The sequence below is a fragment of the Komagataeibacter swingsii genome, assembly GCF_003207895.1.
GTDB lineage: Bacteria > Pseudomonadota > Alphaproteobacteria > Acetobacterales > Acetobacteraceae > Komagataeibacter > Komagataeibacter swingsii.
Genome location: NZ_NKUB01000008.1, coordinates 26,698 through 49,823 on the forward strand (window position 1 = coordinate 26,698; position 23,126 = coordinate 49,823).

The following is a 23,126-nucleotide window of genomic DNA, read 5'->3' on the forward strand; positions in this document are numbered from 1 at the left end:
CTACTCAAACAAGGGATAGGGGGCTGTGCATGTCGGTTAAGAAAGCAGTGGCGGCGATAATGGCCGCAGGTATCGTGGCGTATGGCGGGACGGTCGCCTATCTGACCCATTTCGATCATGCAACCGCGCCAGCCCCCGCCGGGGCCGGGGTGGATGCGACATCGGCCGCGGCGCTGAATGTCATACGTGAGGCCCGGTGCGATTACTGCCACGCGGCCAGGGTTGACCTGCCATTCTATTTCAGCCTGCCCGTCGCCAATACGCTGATGAGCCATGACCGGGACCAGGGGCTGCGGCATTTCCGTGTGGAACCGGTCATAAACGCCCTGCAGAATGGTGGCGTGCCCGATCAGGAACCGCTGGCCCGTATTGAGGAGGTCATCAACCAGAACCGCATGCCGCCTACGCTGTACCTGCTCATGCACTGGCATGCCCACCTGTCGGCGGCCCAGCGTGAAAGCATGCTGGCATGGATCGCGCAGGTCCGCCGCCAGCATTACGCCGTGCCGGGCGTTGCCGACCGCTTTGCCGCCGAGCCGGTGCAGCCCGTGCCCGAATCGGTGCCGGTGGACAGCCACAAGGTCGCGCTGGGCCAGCGCCTGTTCTTTGACCGCAAGCTGTCCGGCGATGGCACGCTGAACTGCGCAAGCTGCCACAGCCTGCAGCATGGTGGCGTGGACGGGCTGGTCACCGCGACCGGCATCCATGGGCAGAAGGGGCCGATCAACGTGCCGACCGTCTATGATGCGGTGTTCAACAGATGGCAGTTCTGGAACGGGCGCGCGGGCACGCTGGCGCAGCAGGCGGCCGGCCCGGTCATGAACCCGGTCGAGATGGGATCGCATGACTGGTCATCGGTTGCGGCCCGCCTGCGTGAGGACCCGACCTATGCCCCGGATTTCCAGGCGGCGTATGGCAGCGACACGATTGATGAAAACACCATTACCGACGCCATCGGCGAATATGAAAAGACGCTGGTGACGCCTGACAGCCGCTTTGACCAGTATCTCAAGGGGGATGACGCGGCGCTGAACACGCAGGAAAAGCATGGTTACGCCCTGTTCAAGCAGGTTGGCTGTTCAGGCTGCCATACCGGCCCGTCCATGGGCGGGCAGGCGTTCGAGCCGCTGGGGCTGGAAGGCAATTATTTCTCGGCCCGTGGCGGCAGCCTGACAGATGCGGACAAGGGACGTTTTGAAGTGACCCACGATCCCGCCGACATGGAACGTTTCAAGGTGCCCAACCTGCGCAACATCGCGCTGACCGGCCCCTATTTCCACGACGGCAGCATCAGGACGCTGGACGGGGCCGTGCGCGACATGGCGCGTTACCAGACGCCGGACCACAACATTTCCGACCAGGACGTGACGGATATCGTGGCGTTCCTCAACACGCTGACCGGACGCTACCAGGGCGAGACCCTGCAGAATACGGCGCCGTAAGGCGGCCCCTGCCGGTCCGGAAACGCAAAAACCCTGCCGTACATGCGGCAGGGTTTTTGCATATGGGGCCATGCCTGAAAACATGGACCTGCCGGGCGGGGTGTGATTCTATGGCCACGGACAGCCGCCCGGAGAAAGGAACCATACCGTGAGGCAGCGCAGACTGAACGAGGAGGAACAGGCCCTGTGGGCGGCCTTCGCGCAGGGAATCGCGCCATTGCGGACCGCCCGGCAGGCAAAACCCGTTGCCCTGCCGCCTGATCCGCCCGCCATTCCCCCCAATGCCCCGGCAAAACCCGGTATGAGCCGTGCCGCCATCATGCAGCAATTGACATCGGGCGGGGTGCACGCTGTGCATGGCACCGCCAGCCACAGCCTGACCGTGCAGAAGGGAAAAGGCGGGGCGTTTGAAATTGGCGTGCGCAGGCCGGGACTGGATGACACAAGCTGGCGTGGGCTGGTCAGCGGGAAGCTGCGCCCGGCCCGCAGGCTGGACCTGCATGGGCAGGTGGCGCAGACGGCGTTTCACCGCCTGCATGGTTTCCTGATCCAGGCGCATGCGGACAACGTGCGCTGTGTCGAGATCATCACCGGGCTGGGCAGCGGCCATAATGGCGGCATCCTGCGGCGTGAACTGCCGTTCTGGCTGGGGCGTGGCGATCTGGGGCGGCTGATCCTTGCGGTCGTGCACCCGCATGCCGCCAATCAGGGCGCGGTGCGCGTCCTGCTGCGCCGGTCGGCGCGTGGGAACGGTTTCTGAAAAAAAACGGCTGGTGGCGTCAGCCCAGACGCCATGTTGGCAGGTGGGCGGCGAGCCAGCGGCGCAGCGTCATGATGGTGGATGTGTCCCCCGCTGCCAGCCGCAAGGCCTCGGTCGCGTCGGTGCTGGTCAGCAGAACGCGGCCACTGTCCTGCGCCATGGCATGCACGGCGCTGTCGCGTATGGCCTGTGCCGTGGCGGCCCGCCACCGGGCCAGTGTCGCGGGCTGGGTCAGCATGGGCAGCACAAGGGCAAGGTCCACCCCGGCCGCCGCCGCCAGTGGTTTCCATGCGGCGTAAAGCAGCTCATGCAGGGCGGAATGCGCGTCCTGCTGCAGGCGGCTTTGCATGCTCATGACCTGCTGGTCGGCCATGGCAAGGGGAGCGGCCTGCGTGCCGAGGGCGAACAGCGCGGGAAAACCCGCCTGCGCCAGCGCATGGACCAGTTCGGTGGTCTCGGGATTACCCAGCGGGTCGGTGATCTGTATGGTATCGACCTGGTTGTCGCGCAGGGCGGCTGCGGCGGCCTGTGGCGTGGCCAGCCCGGTAACCGGGATGGGGCGCAGCCCGAACAGGCTCATGGCCAGTATGGTCGGCAGTTCAATGCCCGTCAGGGTCGATACGGCAATGCGCACGGGCCGGTCACGTATGAAGCTGCCAAGGCTGCGGTGAAGCTGCGCGCGCCCGATCACCACCGGCATTGTCGTGCTGAGCAGCAGGGGCAGCCAGCGGCTGTAATCAAAATGAACCCGCGGGTCGCCGCACAGGGAGGCGACAAGCGCGGAGCCGGGGGCGGCCAGCGCCATCATGCCGTCGGACGCGAACTGGGAATCGAACAGGTTGGCCCCGGTCACCCCGTCCTGCCCGACGGTATCACGCACCGGCAGGGGGGCGGGCAGCCCCAGCCCCTGCGCCAGCGCGCCGGGCAGCAGCGGCTTCCAGCGGTCGGCCATGGCGCTCTGGTTTCCCGCCATCAGCAGCCCCGCCCCGCCTGCCGTGCCCGCAGGCACGGGCAGGCGCTCACGCGGCAGTTCGGACGCGGCCCCCTGCCGCATGGGTACTGCCGCCGCCCCGCCAGCCAGCAGGGCCAGAAGGGCGCGCCGGCCGATCATGACCATGCCTGCGCGGGCACGGCCCGGCCCATCCGCATGGGGCGGCAGGTGGTCGGGACGGGGCGGGACGGGGTGCGTAAGGCAGGCATGCGCCTATTCTTATGGCCAGTGGACTTCCGGGGGAAGGCTCATGAGGATGGCTTCGGTGTTTCCGCCGGTTTTCAGGCCGAAAATGGTGCCCCGGTCATGCAGCAGGTTGAACTCCACATACCGCCCCCGGCGGACAAGCTGCGCCCTGCGCTGTTCTTCGCTCCATGGTTCCATCATCCTCCCGCGCACGATGTCGGGATAGGTTTCCAGGAAGCCCAGGCCCACATCGCGCGTGAAGGCGAAGTCGGCATCAAGGTCGCCGGTATTGAGCCGGTCATAGAAAATGCCGCCCAGACCGCGCGCTTCATCGCGGTGGGGCAGGTAGAAGTACCGGTCGCACCATTCCTTGAAGCGCGGGTAATAGGCGGGGTCATGCTTTTCGCACGCCAGCCGGAACCCGTCATGGAAACGGGCGGCGTCGCTGATGGCTTCGGCGCTTTCGGGGAACATGGGCGTAATGTCGCCGCCGCCGCCAAACCATCCCTGCGTGGTGATGATCATGCGGGTGTTGAAATGGGCGGCGGGCACAAGCGGGCTGCACATATGGGCGACAAGGCTTATGCCCGTGGCGAAGAAGCGCGGGTCTTCCGAAGCACCGGGAATCGAGTCGCGAAAGCCCGGGCTGAATTCCCCGCTGACGGTGGAAACATTGACCCCCACCTTTTCAAACACGCGCCCGCGCATGAGGCTGATCACACCGCCGCCGCCGGGCGTGCCATCATCGTTCGTGCGGTTCCATGGCGTGCGTTCGAAGCGGCCCGGCGCGTCCTTGCCCGGCAGGGTCGGGCTGCCCCGTGCCGCGGCTTCGTCCTCGATCTTTTCGAAGGCGTCACATATCCGGTCGCGCAGGTTTTCAAACCAGGCCCGGGCCGTGTCCTTCAGTCTGTCGTGGGGCACTGGGGTGCGGGATGTTGTCATGGCTGTATCGTTCTGCCCGTTCTGGTCATTCGCAATGGGTATTACGGGTGCCCGTTTGTTCCGCCTATTGCAAGACGGGCGATTGCAAGAACCATTACGTAACCGCTAGGAAGGGGGCACGCTTTTGGCGGGAACGCGAAAAGGAACACGTAATTGCGGCGGGAACGTAGCGGACATGCATGAACGGGGTCATCGGCAAGGCAATGCGCCATCCGGGCGTAATCTGTTGCGGCGTGGCATGCTGCTGGCGGGTCTTGTCATGCCGGCGCTTGTGCCGGGCGGCAGCGCCATGGCGCATGACTATCGTGAGCCGCCCCGCCAGGACTGGAGCTTCGCCGGGCCGCTGGGCCATTTCGACATGGCATCGGTCCAGCGCGGCTATACCGTCTACGCGCAGGTCTGTTCCGCCTGCCATGGCATGAAATCGGTGACCTATGGCGACCTTGCGGGACTGGGCCTGAAGGATGCGGACATCAACGCCATAGCGGGCGCGCACCGCATCCCCGCGGGCGTGGACGCCAGCGGCCACCCGGCCACGCGCCCGGCCAACATGGATGACCACCTGCTCTCGCCCTATCCCGACGCGCGGACGGCCGCCGCCGCCAACCATGGCGTGGCGCCGCCTGACCAGTCACGGCTGGCGGTGGTGCATCCCGGTGGCGTGGACCGGATCTATGCCTTCCTGACCGGCTACGGGCAGACCCCGCCACCCGGCATGGTCGTGCCGCCGGGGCTGTTCTACAACCCCTATGCCGCGAACGGGCAGATCGCGATGCCGCCGCCGCTGTACGATGGCGCGATCACCTATCCCGACGGGACGCCCGCAACCGTGGCGCAGCAGGCGCGTGACGTCACGACCTTCCTGGCCTGGGCGGCCAGCCCGCATCTGGTGGAACGCCACCGCGTGGGCGTGGGGGCGACCGTGTTCCTTCTGATCCTGCTTGTCCTTTCCATCTGCCTGAAACGGAGAACGTGGTCCAATGTCCACTAAGCCTGCCACCGAAGACCAGATCGAGCCGGTTATCGGCCTGATCGGCGGTTCCGGCCTGTATGATATCGAAGGTCTTGAAGACAAGGAATGGCGCACGGTCGAAACCCCGTGGGGCAAGCCGTCCGACCAGCTCCTGTTCGGCAGGCTTGACGGCGTGCGCTGCGTGTTCCTGCCGCGTCATGGACGGGGGCATCCGCTGCCGCCCTCGCGCCTGAACTACCGCGCCAATATCGATGCGCTCAAGCGCTCGGGTGTGACCGACATCGTGTCGCTTTCGGCTGTCGGTTCGCTGAAGGAGGAACTGCCGCCGGGCCACTTCGTGGTGATCGACCAGTTCATCGACCGTTCGTTCGCGCGCGAAAAGAGCTTTTTCGATACGGGCTGCGTGGCCCATGTCGGCATGGCCGACCCGCTGTGCCCGCGCATCGGTGACGTGCTGGAAGGCCAGTGCCGCGAACTGGGGCTGGATGTGACCCGTGGCGGCACGTACCTGGTCATGGAAGGCCCGCAGTTCTCCACCCGTGCGGAGAGCAACCTGTACCGTTCCTGGGGCTGTTCGGTGGTGGGCATGACCAACATGCCCGAAGCCAAGCTCGCCCGTGAGGCCGAGATCTGCTACGCCACCGTCGCCATGGTGACCGATTACGACTGCTGGCACGATGACCATGACAGCGTGACGGTGGACGCCGTGGTCAAGGTCATGCAGGAAAACGCCAGCCGTGCCCGCGCCCTGGTCCGTTCGGTCATCCCGAAGCTGGGTGCGAGGCGTGGCCCCTGTTACGCGGGCTGTGACCGCGCGCTGGAACACGCCATCATCACCGCGCCGGACAAACGCGACCCGGCCCTGCTGAAAAAGCTGGAAGCCGTGGCCGGCCGCGTGCTGAACCGGAGCTGAAAAAGGAATAGAAGTTTTTGGGTGCCGCCTTTTTCAAAAAGGCGGCGTCCTTCGAAGCTTTTTGGAAAAAAGCTTCACCAAAAACTTTCCCCTGTTGAAAAAGCCCCCATGCCGCAAGGCAAGGGCGTTTTTTTCATGCGGGGGGTTACAGCCAGTGCTCGAAAAAGCTCAGCGTGCGCTGCATGGCCAGGGTTGCGGCGGCTTCGTTATAGGAAGGGCGGTCGGTGCAGCCAAAGCCGTGATCCGCGCCTTCATACGTGAAAATCTCGATATCCTCATGTGCGGCACGGATGGCGTCCACCTCATCGGCGGGGATATGCGCGTCTTCCGCGCCAAAATGCAGCTGCACGGGGCAGTTGGGCATGTGGTTGCGGGTCTGGGCAATGCCGCCGCCATACCATGCCACCGCCGCCGCGAACGCCCTTGTATGGCATGCGGCTTCCCATGCCAGCTTGCCGCCCCAGCAGAAGCCGACAATGCCCTTCTTTTCCGTCGGGAGCATCGCCGCCGCCGCGACAAGATCCTTCAGCGTGTCGGCCTGTGCAATCTCGCCGCGCAGTTTCAGGCCTTCCTGCACGCCCGTGCTGTCATAGGGCAGGATGGCGTCGCGCTTCACGCGGTCAAACAGGGCGGGGGCGATCGCCTGATAGCCCCGTGCGGCAAAGGAATCGCATACGGCGCGGATATAGGGCGTGATCCCGAATATTTCCTGCACCACCACAACGCAGCGCGCGGCATCCGGCCGGCCGGCCCGGTAGGCGGAAAATGTGTGCCCGTCCGCTGCGGTAACGGTGATGACTGCGCCCATGGGATTTACTCCATCCGTTTCTTCATTGCCCGCCACACAATGGGGCCATGCCATCCTGCGTCAATATGAAACCCGTGTGAGGTGGCGGTTTGCAGGAATTTTGTCCTGACCCGCCAGCCTGTTGCGGGGGCGGGGCCTGTGCGCCGGGCACGGGCATGCCACGGTGGGCAGGTTGCCTGACGGGAATCGGTGCGCCCATCCATCATGCGCTGGGGTTAAGGCTGGGCTTCCGCTTTTGACGGGGTGGAATCAATCTGATCAAGTATCTGATATTTAAATATAAAATTATAAAATATCGCTTTATTGCCTTTGGGGGGCGAATTATGCGCGCCCAGCCCCGCCGCTGTTCTTGACACCTGTATGGGGGCTACCTATCTGGTTCTTAGCACTCTCATGAGGGGAGTGCTAACGCGATGCGGCCTGGCGCGCGCGCCAACCGGTGGCGTTGCTTGATTCAAGGGCGTTACCTTTTAAGAGATTTGGAGCGATCCATGACGAAATTTCGTCCCCTGCATGACCGTGTGGTCGTCCGTCGCCTCAAGAGCGAGGAAAAAACGGCAGGTGGTATCATCATCCCTGAGACCGCCAAGGAAAAGCCGATGGAAGGCGAGGTGATCTCGGTGGGCGCAGGTGCCCGTAACGAGCAGGGCCAGGTTGTGCCCCTCGACGTGAAGGCGGGTGACCGCGTCCTGTTCGGCAAGTGGTCGGGCACGGAAGTGACGATCAACGGTGAGGAACTGCTGATCATGAAGGAAAGCGACATCATGGGCGTGGTCGCCTGACCCACCCCGGTGCTTTCCTGACCGAGTAACCTTTTAGAACTTTCCATATCGGAGAAGAAGAAAATGGCAGCCAAGGACGTAAAGTTCGGCGGTGAAGCCCGCCAGCGCATGCTGCGTGGCGTGGACATTCTTGCGGACGCGGTAAAGGTGACGCTTGGCCCGAAGGGTCGTAACGTTGTCCTGGACAAGAGCTTCGGCGCGCCGCGCATCACGAAGGACGGTGTCTCCGTCGCCAAGGAAATCGAACTGGCCGACAAGTTCGAGAACATGGGCGCGCAGATGGTCCGTGAGGTCGCATCCAAGACCAACGACATCGCGGGCGACGGCACCACCACGGCGACCGTGCTGGCGCAGGCCATCGTGCGTGAAGGCGCCAAGGCGGTTGCCGCCGGCATGAACCCGATGGACCTCAAGCGCGGCATCGACAAGGCGGTTGGCGTTGTCGTTGAAGAGCTGAAGAAGAACGCGAAGAAGATCACGACCCCGGCCGAAACGGCGCAGGTCGGCACGATTTCCGCCAATGGCGAAAAGGAAATCGGCGAGATGATCTCGCAGGCCATGCAGAAGGTCGGCTCCGAGGGCGTCATCACGGTGGAAGAGGCCAAGGGCCTGCACACCGAGCTGGATGTGGTCGAGGGCATGCAGTTCGACCGTGGCTACATCTCCCCGTATTTCGTGACGAATGCGGAAAAGATGACCGTCGATCTGGACAGCCCCTACATCCTGATCCACGAAAAGAAGCTGTCCTCGCTGCAGCCGATCCTGCCGCTGCTTGAAGCCGTGGTGCAGTCCGGCCGTCCGCTGCTGATCATCGCGGAAGACGTCGATGGCGAAGCGCTGGCGACCCTGGTGGTCAACAAGCTGCGTGGTGGCCTGAAGATCGCCGCCGTCAAGGCGCCGGGCTTCGGTGACCGTCGCAAGGCCATGCTGGAAGACATCGCGATCCTGACGGGTGGCCAGGTCATCAGCGAAGACCTTGGCATCAAGCTCGAAAGCGTGACGCTGGACATGCTGGGCACCGCGAAGAAGGTGCATATCGACAAGGAAAACACCACCATTGTCGAAGGTGCGGGCAGCAGCGAAGGCATCAAGGGCCGTTGCAGCCAGATCCGTGCGCAGATCGAGGAAACCACCTCGGACTACGACCGTGAAAAGCTGCAGGAACGCCTGGCGAAGCTGGCGGGCGGCGTTGCCGTGATCCGCGTCGGTGGCTCCACCGAAATCGAGGTGAAGGAACGCAAGGACCGCGTTGACGACGCCCTGCACGCGACCCGTGCGGCGGTTGAGGAAGGCATTGTTCCCGGTGGCGGCACGGCGCTGGCCCGCGCATCGACCAAGCTGGGTCACCTGCACTTCCATAACGATGACCAGCGTGTCGGTGCGGAAATCATCCGCAAGGCCCTGCAGGCCCCGCTGCGCCAGATCGCCCACAACGCGGGTGAAGACGGTGCGGTCATCGCCGGCAAGGTTCTGGAAAACGACACCTACACCTATGGTTTCGATGCCCAGATCGGCGACTACAAGGACCTGGTGGAAGCCGGCATCATCGACCCGATGAAGGTTGTCCGCACGGCGCTGCAGGATGCGGCATCGGTCGCCGGCCTGCTGATCACCACCGAAGCGATGGTGGCCGAGCGTCCGGAAAAGAAGGCCCCCGCAATGCCGGAAGGTGGCATGGGTGGTATGGGCGGCATGGGCGGCATGGATTTCTGATCCGGCCGGGCATGCCATGGTCCCGGCGCAGGCCGGGGCCATGCGCCACGGAAAGGGGGAAGGGCCAGTGGCCTTTCCCCCTTTTTTTGTACACATGGCAGGGATGTGCGTGCCGGGCATGTCAGGATGATTTGACATGGGCGGTCATTTCATGCTGCCCCTAGGGAGCACGAACGACGTGAAAGCGGCAGGGTGTTTTCCGGATGCCCCGTTTTTTTCATGGCCGTAAAGGCGCGCGCCCGGATTGCCGGTATTAGGACCGGCAAGGATGGCGCTGGAGAAGAGACTGGCTATGGCTACCGGAAAAGTAAAATGGTTCAACGCAACCAAGGGTTTTGGCTTCATCATGCCTGATGATGGCGGCAAGGACGTGTTTGTGCACATCACCGCGGTGCAGGCCGCCGGCCTGCGTGGCCTGAACGAGGATCAGGCTGTCAGCTACGACATCGCCATGGAACGTGGCAAGGCTGCCGCGACCAACCTCAAGGCGCTCTGACGCGCGGCCCCGTGGCGGGGCGGCCCATCAAGGGAGCGATGATCAGGAAAGCTGGTCCACGGAGGTATCCTGCGCCTGCAGGAAGGCCGTGATCTCCCGTGCCGCGGCGCTCAGGCCAAGGCGGCGGACCGCCACCCCTTCGGGGAAGGCGGACAGAAGGCGTGACGGGGTGCGCCGGTCCAGCAGGACAAATACACCCCTGTCCTGCCGGCTGCGGATCAGGCGCCCGAACGCCTGGCGCAGGCGCAGGCGGGCGATCCTGTCATCATAGCGCCCCGGCGCGCCACCGGACAGGTGGATGCGTCGTTCGCGGTGCAGGATATCGGGACGCGGCCACGGCACGCGCTCGAACGCCACCAGGCGCAGCGCGTCGCCCGGTACGTCCACCCCGTCGCGCATCGCATCCGTGCCCAGCAGGCAGGCATTGCGCTCACTGCGCAGGATGTCCACCAGCGTTGCGTTGTCCATCGGGTCCACATGCTGGGCAAACAGCGGCAGGCCCGCGGCCTCCAGCGGGGTTACGATGCGGCGATAGACCTCGCGCAGGCGCGATATGGCGGTAAACAGCCCCAGCGCGCCCCCGTTCGACGCCATGAACAGCGTGCGGTAGGCCCCGGCCAGCGCCGCCGGGTCATCATGCGCCACGTCGGTGATGATGAAGGCGCGACTCTGTTTCGCGTAATCAAACGGACTGGGAAAGGATGACCGGATCGCGGGCGACGGCAGGTGGATCGCGCCCGACCGGGCTTCGGCTGCGTCCCATGCGCGCTCGGCATTGTCATTCGTGGCGTCTTCGCCCGTTTCGTCGCGCAGTGTGGCCGATGTGACCAGCAGGCCATGCGCGGGGGCCGCCAGCACGCTGGCGAACGGAATGGTGGGGTCCAGCCAGTGGCGGTACAGGCCCACGTCCCGCTCGCCGGGGTTCTGGCCCTCGCGCCGGTCCATGCGGATATAGTCGATATAGTGCGGGGTTTCGCCTTCGGGTGGCCGTTCTCCGGCCTGCATGGTGCCCAGCATGGCGCACCACCCATCCACGCGCGACAGCGCCCGCCGTCGGATCGAGCGGATGGCGGCGGCAATCCGCTCGCGCATCGGCGTGTCCAGCCAGTCGGCTTCGGTCTCCAGCGCCTCATCCAGCCGGGCGATCAGCGTGCGCAGCGGTTCGGCCAGCCGCCGCAGGGCGCGCTCCAGCCCCTGCGCCGCCCCATGCAGGGATTCGGGCATGGGGTGCAGGTCGCATTCGCTGTCGCTGCGGCGGCCGCCACCTTCGGGGCTGCCATGGGTGCGGGCCAGCACCTGCTGGCGCAGTTCATGCAGCAGGACTTCCGACGGGTTGGACAGGACGGGTTCGCCTGCTTCCACCGGGGTATCGGTCGGGGCCGCCGTCCGGTTGCCGGGATCAAGGGCTGCCAGGCGGGCGGACCATCCCGGCGCGGGCAGGGCGCGGGCGGCCATCAGCGCCGTGTCCAGCGGTGTCTCGATGCGGGGAATATGCACCAGCAGGTCTTCCAGCCTGCGCCGCAGGCCGCGCGCGCGTGACCGTGCGCCTTCCGCCCCCAGCAGCCACCGCCGCAGTTCGGCGGCCTCCAGCCCCGACAGTTCCAGCGCGAAGGCGCTGTCGGCGGCATCGGCGATATGATGGCCTTCATCCATGATGTAGCGGGTGGGGGTATTGTCCTCGTTATTGGTGTCCGCGCCGTCCATGGCGTGCCATGCCGCCTGTGACATGACCAGCGCGTGGTTGGCGATCACCAGGTCCGCCGTGCGGGCGCGGCGGATGGAGTGTTCGACCATGCATTGCTGGTAATGGGGGCACGCACCATGGATGCATTCGCCGCGCCGGTCGGCGATGCTGGCCAGCAGGCCGCGCCCGAACAGGTCGGTGAACCACCCCGGCAGGTCGCCGCCAAACAGGTCGCCATCACGCGTATGCGCCGCCCACAGGGCGACAAGCGCCAGCCCGATGATGGTGTGGTTCGCCGCCTGCCCGCGTGACAGCGCGATATTCACGCTTTCTTCCATGTTCAGCAGGCACAGGTAGTTCTCCCGTCCCTTGCGGACCACGACATGGCTGCGCCGGATGTCGGGATCGGGGTACACGCGGGCCAGTTCCGATTCGATCTGGCGTTGCAGGTGGCGGGTATAGGTGCTGATCCATACAGCGCCGCCGTTGCGCTGCGCCCAGATGCTGGCGGGGGCGACATAGCCAAGGGTCTTGCCGGTGCCGGTGCCCGCTTCCGCCAGCACCATGTGCGGGTCGCCCTGCGTCGTACGCGGGGCGAAGGCATGGGCGGCGACATGGCTGAAGGCTTCCTGCGCCGGACGGTGTTCCGCCCCTTCGCCAAGGATCGCGCGCAGGTGGGCGCGCGCTTCCTCCCCCGTGACCGGGTGTGCCGCCGGGGCGGGGCGGGGCGCGGTTTCCTCCCATTTGGGCAGGCGCGTCCAGACCTTCAGCGCCTCGTTGGGCTGGATCATGCCCGCAGGCAGGCCGCCGGTGGGTGGCAGCCCCAGTGCGGCGCAGGCCGATGGCCCCCACGCCCACCCGGCGCGGCGCATGCCCCAGGCCAGCGCGGCCTTTATGCCGCCTTCTGGCGTGTTGCGGCTGGCCGCGATCCGGCGCAGCAGTTCAAACGCCAGGTCGGGCAGCAGGTCGGCTTCCGGCGCGTCCAGCCTGCTTTCGGCAATGCCAAGTGCTGTCCCCAGGCCGCGCGCGGTGGGGGGCGCGCTGTGGGCGGGCAGCGCGAAGGCGAACAGCTCCAGCAGGTCCAGCCACGGGCTGGGGCGTGGCGGCGGCGGCAGGTCCAGCCTGCGCGCGGTCGCGGGCGCGTGGATGACCATGGGGGCGGGCCACTGGGGCAGTTCGCGCCGTACGTCGTCGGCTGACATGGACAGGATTTCCCCGTCCGGGGTCAGCACCGACCATGCGCCGTGCCGGGGAATGAGGGCCGGCGCACTGTCCGGCAGGGGCGGGGTGTCTGGCATGTCGGTAAATGATATAGGGCACGGGCGGGCAGATGTCGCCCGTCGTGTGTCATGTCATTATTATTGCTGTACCCCCGGGTGTGGAATAGGATAGATTGACCCGCGCCCCTCCTGTCCATAGCTTGCCGGTCCATGTCAGAACAGCATCGTCCCCTTATCTCTCCCCTTCCCAAGTCCTGGCCGTTTGAGGAGGCCGCCAAACTGTCCACGCATGTTGGCGCGCGCGCGGTCACGGCCGATCGCCCCGCCCTGCTGGAAACCGGCTATGGCCCGTCGGGACTGCCCCATATCGGCACGTTTGGCGAGGTCGCGCGCACGTCATGGGTGCGCCAGGCGTTTACGAAGCTGACCGGCCTGCCCACGCGCCTGCTGGCCTTTTCCGATGACATGGACGCCCTGCGCAAGGTGCCGGACAACGTGCCCAATCAGGACATGCTGCGCCAGTATATCGGCAAGCCGCTGTCGCGCGTGCCCGACCCGTTTGGCACCCATGATTCCTTTGCCGCCCACAACAATGCCCGCCTGCGCGCCTTCCTTGACGGGTTCGGGTTCGATTACGAATTCGCCTCATCCACGCAGTATTACGAAGGCGGTCGCTTTGATGCGGCCCTGAAGCGCGTGCTGGAAGTGCATGATGAAATCGTGGCCGTGATCGCCCCGACGCTGGGCGAGGAACGCCGCGCCACCTATTCCCCCGTCCTGCCCATCCACCCGCGCACCGGCCAGGTCATGCAGGTGAAGATGGACGCCATCGACCCCGTGGCGGGCACGGTGCGCTGGACCGATGAAAACGGCGAGACGTTCGAAACCCCGGTTACCGGCGGCCATGCCAAGATGCAGTGGAAGGCCGACTGGGCCATGCGCTGGTATGCGCTGGGTGTCGATTACGAAATGTCGGGCAAGGACCTGATCGACAGCGTGCGCCTGTCGGGCAGGATCTGCCGCATCCTTGGCGGCCGTCCGCCCGCGGGCCTGACATACGAGCTGTTCCTGGACCAGAATGGCCAGAAGATTTCCAAGTCGAAGGGCAATGGCATCTCGGTCGAGGAATGGCTGCGCTATGCCCCGGCCGAAAGCCTCGGGCAGTACATGTTCAACGCCCCACAGCGCGCCAAGCGCCTGTTCTTTGACGTGATCCCCAAGGCCACGGACGAATACCTGGCCCATGTGGGCAAGGCTAAGGCGCTGGCGGCGGATGATCCCGCCCTGCTGACCAACCCGGCATGGTTCATCCACAAGGGGGATATCCCGGCGGATGCGGGCAGCCCGGTCACGTTTGGCATGCTGCTCAACCTTGCCTCCGTCGCCAATGCCGAGACGCCGGACGTGCTGTGGAAGTTCATCCAGCGCTATGATGCGAAGGCCACCCCCGAAAGCTGCCCCATGCTGGCGCGGCTGGTGGACCATGCCATCGTCTATTACGCCGATTTCGTCCGCCCGACGAAGCATTACCGTGCGCCGGATGCGCATGAACGCAAGGCGCTGGCCGACCTGGCCCAGGCCCTGCGCGGGCTGGAAGGGGGCGATGTCTCCCCCGATACCTGCCAGAACCTTGTGTTCGAGATCGGTAAGACCCATGGCTTCGAGCCGCTGCGGGCGTGGTTCGGCTGCCTGTATGAGGTGCTGCTGGGGCAGAAGGAAGGCCCGCGTTTCGGGATTTTCGTGGCGCTGTACGGGGTTGCGGAAACCGTGGCCCTGATCGAGGCGGCGTTGACCCGTACCGAAGGAGCCGTGGCCTAAGGGCCAGCCTATGTCCGGCCATCCGTTGCACGCCGCGCCCCACCAGCCCGATGGGGAAGGAAATGCGACCGGGGGAAGCGTGCCGCCACCGTCACGGCACCCGTTGCTGCGCCACCTGCCGCATGTGCTGGGCCTGCTGCTGCTGGTCGGCGCCGTGGTCGTGGTACAGCGCGAGGTGCGCCACCTGCACTGGCGCGACATAAGCCATGCACTGGCCGCCATCCCGGTGGGCACATTATGGGCCGGGGCGGGCTTTACGCTGCTGTCCTATCTTGTCCTGTCTTTCTATGACTGGCTTGCGGTGCGGCAGGTGGGGTGCCCGCTCGGGTTCAGGCGCACGGCGTTTGCGGCGTTCTGTTCGTACGTGCTGTCGCATAACCTTGGGTTTTCCGCCATTTCCGGGGCGGCGGTCCGCTTCAGGCTTTATGGCAACTGGGGCCTGAAGCCATTTCAGGTCGCGCAGATCATCGCCTTCTGTTCGGCCACCTACCTGCTGGGGGCGGCGGTGCTGATCGGCAGCGTGCTGGTGCTCGAACCCGGCACGGTGCCCTTTGTCGGCCATATGCTGCCCGGAATCCTCATGCGGCTGGTGGGGATCGTGCTGTGGGGCGGGGTCATCGCCTATGTCGTCATGGGCCGTTATGTGAACGAAATCCGGCTGTGGCGGTGGCAGATCACCTTTCCGTCCTCCGGCATGGCGGTCATGCAGACGCTGGTCGCGACGCTGGAGGTGGCGGCGACGGCGGCCATTGCCTACACCTTCCTGCCTTCAGCACCCGGTCTGGATTACGGCACGTTCCTTGCCATCTATATCGCATCCTACACCGCGGGCCTTGTAGCCAGCGTGCCCGGTGGCCTTGGCGTATTTGACGGCGCGATGATGTTCGCGCTGGGGCCATACGTGCCCGCGACCCGCATCGTGACCGCCATCCTGATCTTCCGGCTGTTCTATTACATCGTGCCGCTGTTCGTGGCGGGGATCATGTTCGCCGCCCACGAACTGTTTCTGCGCGGTGATGCCGCCCTGGCGCGCAAGGTGGGCGCGCGCAGCCCGGTGCGGGGGCCGCGCATGGGCCGCCCCAGCCAGGTCATACGCGAAAGCGAGGCTGATTTTTCCGTGGCCGTGGCCACCGGCGCGGTATCGCTATGTGGCGGGCTGCTGCTGGCGCTGACCCTGCTGGACCCGGAAAACTGGCTGAATACGGGCCGCATGCAGCCCCTGTTCGCAACGGTGGGGGATTACCTGCTGTCACTGATCGGAGTGGTGCTGATCGGCCTGGGCATCGGCCTGTCGCAGCGTGTGACACTGGCGTGGAAGGCGACGATGATCCTGCTGGCGGGGGCATGCGGGCTGACCCTGCTGCGGGGATCGCCCATGGCGGTGCCGGGGCTGCTCATGCTGGTCTGCATGCTGCTTGCGCCGTTCCGCGGGTCGTATTACCGGCATGCCCGGATCATGAGCGAACCGCTTTCTTCCCACACCATCGTATCGCTGGTGCTGCTGATCAGTTCCATCGTGGTTCTGGTCCTGGCGGGACCACATGATTCCGCGGGGGGGAGCTGGTGGGAAATCATGCTGTTCGCCACGCGGCCGGGCGTTGCGCAATGGACGCTGGGGCTTGCGGTCATGCTGGCGCTGGTCACGATCGTGCGGCTGGTGCGGCCGGGCCGCATCCAAGTCATGCCGTGGAATGCGCAGACCCAGGCCCTGTATCACAGCTTTGACCATTCGCTGGATGGGCTGGGGCAGATGACGCCGGTGCCGGTGGGGCTGATACCGGGTGCGCGCAGGCGGGCATTGCTGCCGTTTGTAAGGCTTGGGCCTTATCTGGTCGGGCTGGGTGACCCGGCGGGGAAGGCAGATGACTGTACATCCGCCATATGGTGGTTGCGTGATCTTGCGTTGCAGGAAGGATGCCAGCCGGTTTTCTGGCATGTCGGGATCAGTCTGCTGCCTGTCTATAACGAACTGGGCCTGACACCGTGGCCCCTGACGGAAGAGGGACATCCGACCCATCCCGGCTATCTGTGTGCTGCGGCGGATGACCTGGCCATGGTCCGCACCCTGATACGACCATCATTCCACGTGCCCCCACGGGTGGGGGAATAAGCGCATGCGCATGCCTTGTGACAGGGTGGGACGCCCATGACCAGCCATGAAGGGTTACTGACCCATTTTTCCACCGTGGTGGGGCTGCCCAGCCTGTCCGGCGCGTTCCTCATGGCGTTTCCTGCGCTGTTTTCCATTGTCAATCCGCTGGGGGCCGCGCTGATTTTCGCGCAGGTCACGGCGGGGCATGACCGTCGCACCTGCATGACGCTGGCGCGGCAGGTGGCGTTCTATTCAGCAATGCTGATGCTGGCCTCGATCTGGATCGGGGGGCTGGTCCTTTCATTTTTCGGCATCACCATCGACGCCCTGCGCATTGCAGGCGGACTGGTGGTGGCGGTGCGGGCCTGGTCCCTGCTGCAGGCCCCCGAGACGGAAGAAGCCCGCAAGCAGGCGCAGGCCAGCCAGGGCAGTAACGTACAGGCCAGCAGCAACATGATGGGACAGGCGTTTTTTCCCCTGACCATGCCCTTTACCGTGGGGCCAGGCACGATCGCGGTCGCCATCGCGCTGGGGTCGGAAGGGCCGCCGGGCGGGCAGCACATTGTCTTTTATGGCGTTCTGTCACTGGCGGCCATGCTGGTGGCCGGGATCGTATGGGCGGCCTATACCTATGCCGACCAGCTTCTATGCCTGCTGGGCACGACCGGCACGCGCATTGTCTCGCGCCTTGCCGCCCTGATCCTGCTGTCGATCGGCGTGCAGATCCTGATTACCGGCATACAGGGCGTGATCCTGTCCAGCGCGCGGGCCGTCCTGCTTATGGCTGGCTGAAGGCCGGGGATACTGGCGGGATGTCCGGCAGTCCGTCACCCGCCAGTATGGCCCGCACGCAGGCCCGCAGCGCAGGCAGCACGTCGGCGCCAAAACGGGGCGTGCGGCGTTCCCATGCCCCCGTGCGCCATGACGGGTGGGGCAGGGGAAAATACAGGGGCAGGTAACGCCGGAAGTCAAGGCAGCGGTCGCTGACGCGCCCCTTGCCCAGAATGTGCTGCTGGGCATAGGACCCGACCACCAGTGTCAGCCTGATATCGGGCATCTGCGCCATGATGCGCGCACGCCATTGCGGCGCGCATTCTGGCCGTGGCGGGCAGTCACCACCCTGCGGCAGCCTGCCGGGATAGCACAACCCCATGGGGACCAGTGCGATACGGCTGGAATCATAGAATGTCGCCCGGTCGATTCCCATCCAGCCGCGCAGCCTGTCGCCAGATGCATCGTTGAAGGACTGTCCGGTTTCATGCACGCGCGTGCCGGGGGCCTGGCTTGCGATCAGGAGCCGTGCCGTGCGCGAGACATGCAGCACCGGGCGGGGGCCAAGCGGCAGGTGGGCGGCACAGCTCCGGCACGCGCGGATGGCGTCCAGCAGGTCTTCCAGTGTTTCGGCCATGTCCCGGTTTTACGCTTCCAGCAGGTCGCGTGTCCATGCCGGTACGGTGCGCGTCGCGGGTCCAACGATAGCCTGGTCAAAGGCGGAGGGGCCGGGCGGGATTTCAAGGTTGAACAGCATCGTATCGGCATGCCCGGCCACGCTGTTCACGAAGCCTGCGGCCGGATAGACCACGCCCGACGTGCCAATGGCGACGAACAGGTCACAGTCCGCCAGATGCCGGGCAATGGTGTCCATATGATAGGGCATTTCCCCAAACCAGACGATATCAGGCCGTAATGTCGGCTGGCCGCAGGCAGGGCAGGGGGTATCGGGAAAGCAGTCTGTCCACCACACCGGGGTTGCCTGGCAGGCGGTGCAGCGCAGGCGCAGCAGTTCGCCATGCATGTGGATGACGTTGTGGCTGCCAGCGCGTTCATGCAGGTCATCGATATTCTGGGTGACGATGGTGATGTGTCCATCCCAGCGTCCCTCCCGTCCCGCGCGTTCCAGTTCCGCCAATGCCAGATGGGCGGCATTGGGGTGGACAGTGGGCAGCTTTGCCCGCAGGCCGTTGTAGAAGCGGTCCACCCGCAGGGGATCGCGCGCGAAGCCCTGCGGCGTGCAGATATCTTCTATCCGTTCATGGTTCCACAGGCCGTCCGCGCCCCGGAAGGTCTGCAATCCCGATTCCTGGCTTATGCCTGCTCCGGTCAGGACCACGATGCGTTGCATGATGGCAATTCCCCCTGTTGGTTGCAGGCCCAGTGTGCAGGACTGCCGTACATAAGAAAACCGCCACGGGCGGAACCCATGGCGGTTTTCAGTAACGGTATCAGAAGAAGGTGGCCCCGGTGGGAGCCACCTATCCGCCTTACTGGGCGGCGTCCTGACCGGTGTGCGTCTGCGGGGCAAACGTCCAGCCCGAGCCGTAAGGCTGCGGCAGGAAGATCGACCAGCCGCTGCTGACGCTGTTCCAGCCAGAGCTGGAAACCGGCGCACCCGTGTCGCGCAGCTTGGTGACATCCGCAGCCGTAACGGTGCCGGGAGCCTTGTTGCCCCAGCTGGTGCGGATGAAGTTGACCACATCAGCAATCTGCTGGGCGGACAGCGACTTGCTGTAACCCGGCATTGCCACTGCGGACGGTGCCCAGTTGCTTGGCGGCAGCACGCCACCATGCGCGATCACGTTCACCAGCGAGGTCGGGTTCTCGGTCACGACGACCGGGTTGCCAGCCAGCGGCGGGAACATGCGGGCCACGCCACCACCGTCGTTACGGTGACAGATGGCGCATTCCTTCACATATGTGTCGGCGCCCGGAACGCTGGCGGTGTTACCCGAAGCCAGCATGGTCGCGGTGGACGCGTCGTAGGTGTAGTTACCCTGTGACGGCGGCACCGGCGGCAGGCTCTTCAGGTACTTCGCGATGGCGCGCAGGTCGTCATCGGTGAAGTACTGGGTGCTCCATGCCACCACATCGCCCATGCCACCGAACACGGCGGAATGATCGATACGGCCGGACTTCAGGAAGGTGTAGATGTCATCCTCGGACCAGCGGCCCAGACCAACGACGGGGTCATTGCGCAGGCTCGGCGCAACCCAGTTGTCGATCGGCGCGCCACCGGCAAGGAAGTCAGGTCCACCAGATGCATCCAGCGCCTTTTCCTGCATGGCGAAGCCACGCGGGGTATGACACGCACCGCAATGCCCGGGGCCGGTCACCAGATAATCGCCACGTGCGATTTCAGCATCCGTGCCCGGCGCCGGCGTGAAGTCCTTCGGCGAAGGCGAGAACATCATGCGCCAGATGCCCAGCGGCCAGCGCATGGACATGGGCCAGGAGATGTCCGGCTGCTTGTCCGGCTGCGCCACCGGCTTCACCCCATGCATGAAGTACGCATACAGCGCCTGCATGTCTTCCTTCGTCATACGCGAGAAGGAGGGGTACGGCATGGCCGGATACAGCGTGGAGCCATCCTTGCGGATACCATGGCGCACGGCTTCGTCAAATTCGGCGAAGGTGTAGCGGCCGATACCGTAGGTCGGGTCCGGTGTGATGTTTGTAGAGTAAATCGTACCGATCGGGCTTTTGATTTCAAGCCCGCCTGCGTACGACTGTCCATGGAGAGCGGTATGACATGCTACGCAGTCACCCAGTCGCGCGACATATGCCCCCTTCTGGACCAGCGCGGAGTCAGCATCTGGCGTCTGTGCCAATGCCGTCCCTGCCAGCAGACTAAACGCTGCCGCGCTGAATGTCACCTTAAGTCTGTTGATCATTATGTTCACCATCATGCGTCGCGTTGATGCGAAAAATTGTCAAAACCGGGAGATTACGGCAGCTGCTCGGGGATACCGTCAGCGTTCTTCCGGGCATCAACTTCCCTCTGATAGGTCTCGTTCGCACGCTTGATCAGGAACTGGCGGATGTCCTCAATCTCGGTCGGGTTCATGTTGCCGTCGAAGCGATCCATACCGTAGGCGGTAAGCGCGCCGCGACCGACAACATTGTAGAACGCGTCCTCATGACGGATGGACCCGGACCAGCGCAGGTCAGGCAGCACACCACCACCTTCGGCGTTATCGCCATGACAGGCGGCGCAATAGGTCTGGAACTGGAAGTAACCGTTGTCAGTACGCTTGCTGTCGAACTGTGCCGGCGGCTTGACGGGCAGGAAGCCCTGGTCATTCTGCTTGGGCAGCGGGCCGGACTTGCCATCAAGCGAGAAGGCGATGATGCGCGAGTGGTTGACGGTCCAGCCGCTGGTACGGGCCAGGCCACCAAGGAAGAACGGATAGATGCCGCCCCAGCCCACTTCAACCGCAACATACTGCTTGCCATTGGCAAGGTAGGTCACAGGCGGTGCGATGATGCCGCTATCCGCCGCGAAGTGGAACAGGTCGGTCCCGTTGGTCGCGTCATAGGCATGGAATTCGCCGGTTGCCAGCCCCTGGAACAGCAGGTCGCCGCCAGTCGCCAGGATACCGCCATTCCATGGACCCTTGTGTTCCACGCGCCAGGCTTCGGCCTGCTTCTGCGGATCCCAGGCCAGGATGTAGCCCTTCAGGTCCTTCACGAAGGCCTGCTTGGCTTCCGGCGAGTCGGGGATGCCGACCTTGTTCATGTCCAGACCAAGGTTCCAGCTGTCGGGATGCGGCGTGAAGCCACCGACCTGGTTGGTATACAGGAAGGGAACCTGCTGCGCCGGGATGTAGACCAGCCCGGTCTTGGGGCTGAACGCCATGGCCGCGAAGTTATGGCCGCCAAGGTCACCCGGAATGCCGTACCAGTCCTTGCCCGTAAGGGTATAGAGCGCATCGGGGTTGTAGATCGGGCGGCCGGTCTTGGGATCAAGGCCGCTGGCCCAGTTCACATAGACATAGTTCTTGCCCGAGATGAACTCGCCGGTCTTCGCATCGATGATGTAGAAGAAGCCGTTCTTCGGGGCGTGAACGATGACGTGGCGGGTCTCACCATTGATCGGCAGGTCAAGCGTCATGATCTGCTGGACCGAGGTGAAGTCCCACTGATCCATCGGCGTTTCCTGGAAATGCCAGACGTATTCGCCGGTTTCCGGCTTCAGTGCGACGATGCTGCCCAGGAACAGGTTATCGCCCTTGCCTTCCGAGCGGTACTTGTAGTTCCAGGGAGAGCCGTTGCCGACGCCCAGGTAGACCAGGTCGGTCACGGGGTCATACACGAGGGAATCCCACACCGTGCCGCCGCCGCCCTGACGGGTCCATGCGCCGGTCGGGCTCCAGGTCTGGTAGGCCTTGTTCATCAGCACGCTGTCGGATGCGGCGTGGTCCGGTTCGTTCTTGGGGTTCGGAACCGTGAAGAAGCGCCAGTCGACCTTGCCGGTTTCCGCATCGAACGCCGTGACGAAACCACGTGCGCCAAATTCGGAACCACCGTTGCCGATGATCACGCGGCCCTTGGCGATGCGCGGCGCGCCATCAACCGTATAGGAACGCTGCTTGCCCAGTTCCGCTTCGGGCGGGATGGTGTTGACGCTCCAGACCAGCTTGCCGGTCTTGGCGTCCAGCGCGATCAGGCGTCCGTCGAACGTGCCGAAATAGACCTTGCCATTCCAGTATGCCGCACCACGGTTGACCGTGTCGCAGCAGCCCTTGTCGGCAATGTTGCCGGGCACGCGCGGGTCATAGGACCACAGCAGCTTGCCAGTTGCGGCGTCGACGGCTTTCATCATGCTCCAGTTGGTTGTGGCGTACATGACGCCATCAACAACCAGGGGCGTGCCTTCCTGGCCACGGTTGGTATCGAGATCCAGATACCAGGCCAGCTTCAGGTTACCGACATTGGAACGGTTGATCTGATCCAGCGGGCTGTAGCGCTGTTCAGAATAGGTGCGGCCATAGGTCATCCAGTTGCCGGGGTGATCATCCGCGTGGATGATCGCTTCCCCCGTGGCGCCCTGCCCGTCATCCGCGGATGCCATGGTGGCATAACCGGAGATGAGAGCCGCACATATCGTTCCGGCTGTAAGCGTTCTGCTCAGAGAACGTCTTTTTCCGAAAACGGCAGAAATCATATGTGATGTCCTCAGAAAACTAACGGTTTCGAATTCAGGATGCCGCCGCTGCAACTTTTTGCCCGGAGCGGCTTTCTGAATGTATCCGGCAAAAAAAGCACGCTAGCGCTCCTTTTCCGGCCAGACAGGAAACCGGCTTCAGGTCAGGAAAGACAAAGCAGGCGGTCCGTTTCATCCGAACATACTGAGGCTAGCACGTCCGTCTCCTGACATTTTAGTGTTCGACCTCACTAAAACGTGAACATGCTGTCGTATAAGCAATGAAACGGATAGTTCGGAATTGTGAAGATTTCCGCGAAATCTGTTGATATTTCAGGAAGAATGACAAGATATGCCCGTCGCGCACATATGGCCGGTTCACAATA

At 64.4% G+C, this 23,126-nt stretch carries 18 protein-coding genes; 10 read left to right on the plus strand and 8 right to left on the minus strand.

Annotated elements, in window-relative coordinates; translation table 11 throughout:
- Window positions 1–29 precede the first annotated feature (29 nt).
- Entirely contained in the window at window positions 30–1,442 is a 1,413-nt protein-coding gene (locus CFR76_RS07980) for a cytochrome-c peroxidase (protein WP_208623953.1), read from the plus strand.
- A gap of 148 nt (window positions 1,443–1,590) precedes the next feature.
- The gene (locus tag CFR76_RS07985) at window positions 1,591–2,202 is read left to right on the plus strand and encodes a Smr/MutS family protein (protein WP_110556658.1); all 612 of its coding nucleotides are present in this window, start codon (window positions 1,591–1,593) and stop codon (window positions 2,200–2,202) included.
- Window positions 2,203–2,221: 19 nt separating this feature from the next.
- Here the strand turns inward: CFR76_RS07985 and CFR76_RS07990 are convergent, their stop codons facing one another.
- Entirely contained in the window at window positions 2,222–3,313 is a 1,092-nt protein-coding gene (locus tag CFR76_RS07990; RefSeq protein WP_110556737.1) for a hypothetical protein, read from the minus strand.
- A 99-nt stretch (window positions 3,314–3,412) separates the two neighbouring features.
- Window positions 3,413–4,321, minus strand: coding sequence for an oxygen-dependent coproporphyrinogen oxidase (hemF, locus tag CFR76_RS07995; RefSeq protein WP_110556659.1), 909 nt, complete (start codon window positions 4,319–4,321; stop codon window positions 3,413–3,415).
- A 175-nt stretch (window positions 4,322–4,496) separates the two neighbouring features.
- Between hemF and CFR76_RS08000 the strand changes: the two genes are divergently transcribed.
- Window positions 4,497–5,312 carry a cytochrome c1 gene (locus CFR76_RS08000; RefSeq protein ID WP_110556660.1) on the plus strand — a complete coding sequence of 272 codons (816 nt, stop codon included), beginning with the start codon at window positions 4,497–4,499 and terminating at the stop codon, window positions 5,310–5,312.
- The gene (locus CFR76_RS08005) at window positions 5,302–6,207 is read left to right on the plus strand and encodes an S-methyl-5'-thioadenosine phosphorylase (protein WP_110556661.1); all 906 of its coding nucleotides are present in this window, start codon (window positions 5,302–5,304) and stop codon (window positions 6,205–6,207) included. The genes CFR76_RS08000 and CFR76_RS08005 overlap by 11 nt, the downstream gene beginning before the upstream one ends.
- Before the next feature lie 145 nt (window positions 6,208–6,352).
- Here the strand turns inward: CFR76_RS08005 and CFR76_RS08010 are convergent, their stop codons facing one another.
- The gene (locus tag CFR76_RS08010; protein ID WP_110556738.1) at window positions 6,353–7,015 is read right to left on the minus strand and encodes a dienelactone hydrolase family protein; all 663 of its coding nucleotides are present in this window, start codon (window positions 7,013–7,015) and stop codon (window positions 6,353–6,355) included.
- Between the two features lie 491 nt (window positions 7,016–7,506).
- On the opposite strand from CFR76_RS08010, the gene groES reads away from it, so the two are divergent.
- From groES to CFR76_RS08025, 3 genes are all read left to right on the plus strand, one after another.
- Window positions 7,507–7,797, plus strand: a complete 291-nt coding sequence (gene groES, locus CFR76_RS08015; protein ID WP_025437639.1) for a co-chaperone GroES — start codon at window positions 7,507–7,509, stop codon at window positions 7,795–7,797.
- Between the two features lie 63 nt (window positions 7,798–7,860).
- Window positions 7,861–9,510: a chaperonin GroEL gene (gene groL / locus CFR76_RS08020; protein WP_110556662.1), complete on the plus strand. Its 1,650-nt coding sequence runs from the start codon at window positions 7,861–7,863 to the stop codon at window positions 9,508–9,510.
- Between the two features lie 292 nt (window positions 9,511–9,802).
- Window positions 9,803–10,006: a cold-shock protein gene (locus CFR76_RS08025; RefSeq protein WP_010507660.1), complete on the plus strand. Its 204-nt coding sequence runs from the start codon at window positions 9,803–9,805 to the stop codon at window positions 10,004–10,006.
- A 42-nt stretch (window positions 10,007–10,048) separates the two neighbouring features.
- On the opposite strand, the gene CFR76_RS08030 is transcribed toward CFR76_RS08025, so the two are convergent.
- Window positions 10,049–12,988 (minus strand): ATP-dependent DNA helicase, encoded by a 2,940-nt coding sequence (locus CFR76_RS08030; protein ID WP_110556663.1) that lies wholly within the window; start codon window positions 12,986–12,988, stop codon window positions 10,049–10,051.
- A 132-nt stretch (window positions 12,989–13,120) separates the two neighbouring features.
- On the opposite strand from CFR76_RS08030, the gene CFR76_RS08035 reads away from it, so the two are divergent.
- Genes CFR76_RS08035 through CFR76_RS08045 form a run of 3 tightly spaced genes read left to right on the plus strand, consistent with a single transcriptional unit; the run spans window position 13,121 to window position 17,612 of the window.
- A complete protein-coding gene (locus CFR76_RS08035; RefSeq protein WP_110556664.1) occupies window positions 13,121–14,728 on the plus strand; it encodes a lysine--tRNA ligase in 1,608 nt (535 codons plus the stop codon).
- Between the two features lie 10 nt (window positions 14,729–14,738).
- Window positions 14,739–16,838 (plus strand): lysylphosphatidylglycerol synthase domain-containing protein, encoded by a 2,100-nt coding sequence (locus CFR76_RS08040; protein WP_110556665.1) that lies wholly within the window; start codon window positions 14,739–14,741, stop codon window positions 16,836–16,838.
- 36 nt (window positions 16,839–16,874) lie between these two features.
- On the plus strand, window positions 16,875–17,612 hold the full coding sequence (locus tag CFR76_RS08045; protein WP_110556666.1) for a MarC family protein: 738 nt from the start codon (window positions 16,875–16,877) through the stop codon (window positions 17,610–17,612).
- Here the strand turns inward: CFR76_RS08045 and CFR76_RS08050 are convergent.
- The 4 genes from CFR76_RS08050 to CFR76_RS08065 form a co-directional block, all read right to left on the minus strand.
- The gene (locus CFR76_RS08050; protein ID WP_110556667.1) at window positions 17,599–18,228 is read right to left on the minus strand and encodes a uracil-DNA glycosylase family protein; all 630 of its coding nucleotides are present in this window, start codon (window positions 18,226–18,228) and stop codon (window positions 17,599–17,601) included. The two genes, CFR76_RS08045 and CFR76_RS08050, sit on opposite strands and share 14 nt — an antisense overlap.
- A 9-nt stretch (window positions 18,229–18,237) precedes the next feature.
- Window positions 18,238–18,942 (minus strand): NAD-dependent deacylase, encoded by a 705-nt coding sequence (locus CFR76_RS08055; protein ID WP_110556668.1) that lies wholly within the window; start codon window positions 18,940–18,942, stop codon window positions 18,238–18,240.
- A 139-nt stretch (window positions 18,943–19,081) separates the two neighbouring features.
- Window positions 19,082–20,488 carry a c-type cytochrome gene (locus CFR76_RS08060; RefSeq protein ID WP_244191834.1) on the minus strand — a complete coding sequence of 469 codons (1,407 nt, stop codon included), beginning with the start codon at window positions 20,486–20,488 and terminating at the stop codon, window positions 19,082–19,084.
- Window positions 20,489–20,541: 53 nt separating this feature from the next.
- Window positions 20,542–22,761, minus strand: a complete 2,220-nt coding sequence (locus tag CFR76_RS08065) for a PQQ-dependent dehydrogenase, methanol/ethanol family (RefSeq protein WP_110556670.1) — start codon at window positions 22,759–22,761, stop codon at window positions 20,542–20,544.
- Window positions 22,762–23,126: the final 365 nt, after the last annotated feature.

Excerpts from the sequence above, each read along its gene's own strand:
- CFR76_RS08050 (WP_110556667.1), bottom strand. The coding sequence starts at position 18,228 with ATGGCCGAAACACTGGAAGACCTGCTGGACGCCATCCGCGCGTGCCGG.
- hemF (WP_110556659.1), bottom strand. The coding sequence starts at position 4,321 with ATGACAACATCCCGCACCCCAGTGCCCCACGACAGACTGAAGGACACG.
- CFR76_RS08035 (WP_110556664.1), top strand. The coding sequence starts at position 13,121 with ATGTCAGAACAGCATCGTCCCCTTATCTCTCCCCTTCCCAAGTCCTGG.
- CFR76_RS08005 (WP_110556661.1), top strand. The coding sequence starts at position 5,302 with ATGTCCACTAAGCCTGCCACCGAAGACCAGATCGAGCCGGTTATCGGC.
- CFR76_RS08060 (WP_244191834.1), bottom strand. The coding sequence starts at position 20,488 with ATGATCAACAGACTTAAGGTGACATTCAGCGCGGCAGCGTTTAGTCTG.
- CFR76_RS08045 (WP_110556666.1), top strand. The coding sequence starts at position 16,875 with ATGACCAGCCATGAAGGGTTACTGACCCATTTTTCCACCGTGGTGGGG.
- groL (WP_110556662.1), top strand. The coding sequence starts at position 7,861 with ATGGCAGCCAAGGACGTAAAGTTCGGCGGTGAAGCCCGCCAGCGCATG.
- CFR76_RS08010 (WP_110556738.1), bottom strand. The coding sequence starts at position 7,015 with ATGGGCGCAGTCATCACCGTTACCGCAGCGGACGGGCACACATTTTCC.
- groES (WP_025437639.1), top strand. The coding sequence starts at position 7,507 with ATGACGAAATTTCGTCCCCTGCATGACCGTGTGGTCGTCCGTCGCCTC.
- CFR76_RS08025 (WP_010507660.1), top strand. The coding sequence starts at position 9,803 with ATGGCTACCGGAAAAGTAAAATGGTTCAACGCAACCAAGGGTTTTGGC.
- CFR76_RS08030 (WP_110556663.1), bottom strand. The coding sequence starts at position 12,988 with ATGCCAGACACCCCGCCCCTGCCGGACAGTGCGCCGGCCCTCATTCCC.
- CFR76_RS08000 (WP_110556660.1), top strand. The coding sequence starts at position 4,497 with ATGCATGAACGGGGTCATCGGCAAGGCAATGCGCCATCCGGGCGTAAT.
- CFR76_RS08055 (WP_110556668.1), bottom strand. The coding sequence starts at position 18,942 with ATGCAACGCATCGTGGTCCTGACCGGAGCAGGCATAAGCCAGGAATCG.
- CFR76_RS08065 (WP_110556670.1), bottom strand. The coding sequence starts at position 22,761 with ATGATTTCTGCCGTTTTCGGAAAAAGACGTTCTCTGAGCAGAACGCTT.
- CFR76_RS07990 (WP_110556737.1), bottom strand. The coding sequence starts at position 3,313 with ATGATCGGCCGGCGCGCCCTTCTGGCCCTGCTGGCTGGCGGGGCGGCG.
- CFR76_RS08040 (WP_110556665.1), top strand. The coding sequence starts at position 14,739 with ATGTCCGGCCATCCGTTGCACGCCGCGCCCCACCAGCCCGATGGGGAA.
- CFR76_RS07980 (WP_208623953.1), top strand. The coding sequence starts at position 30 with ATGTCGGTTAAGAAAGCAGTGGCGGCGATAATGGCCGCAGGTATCGTG.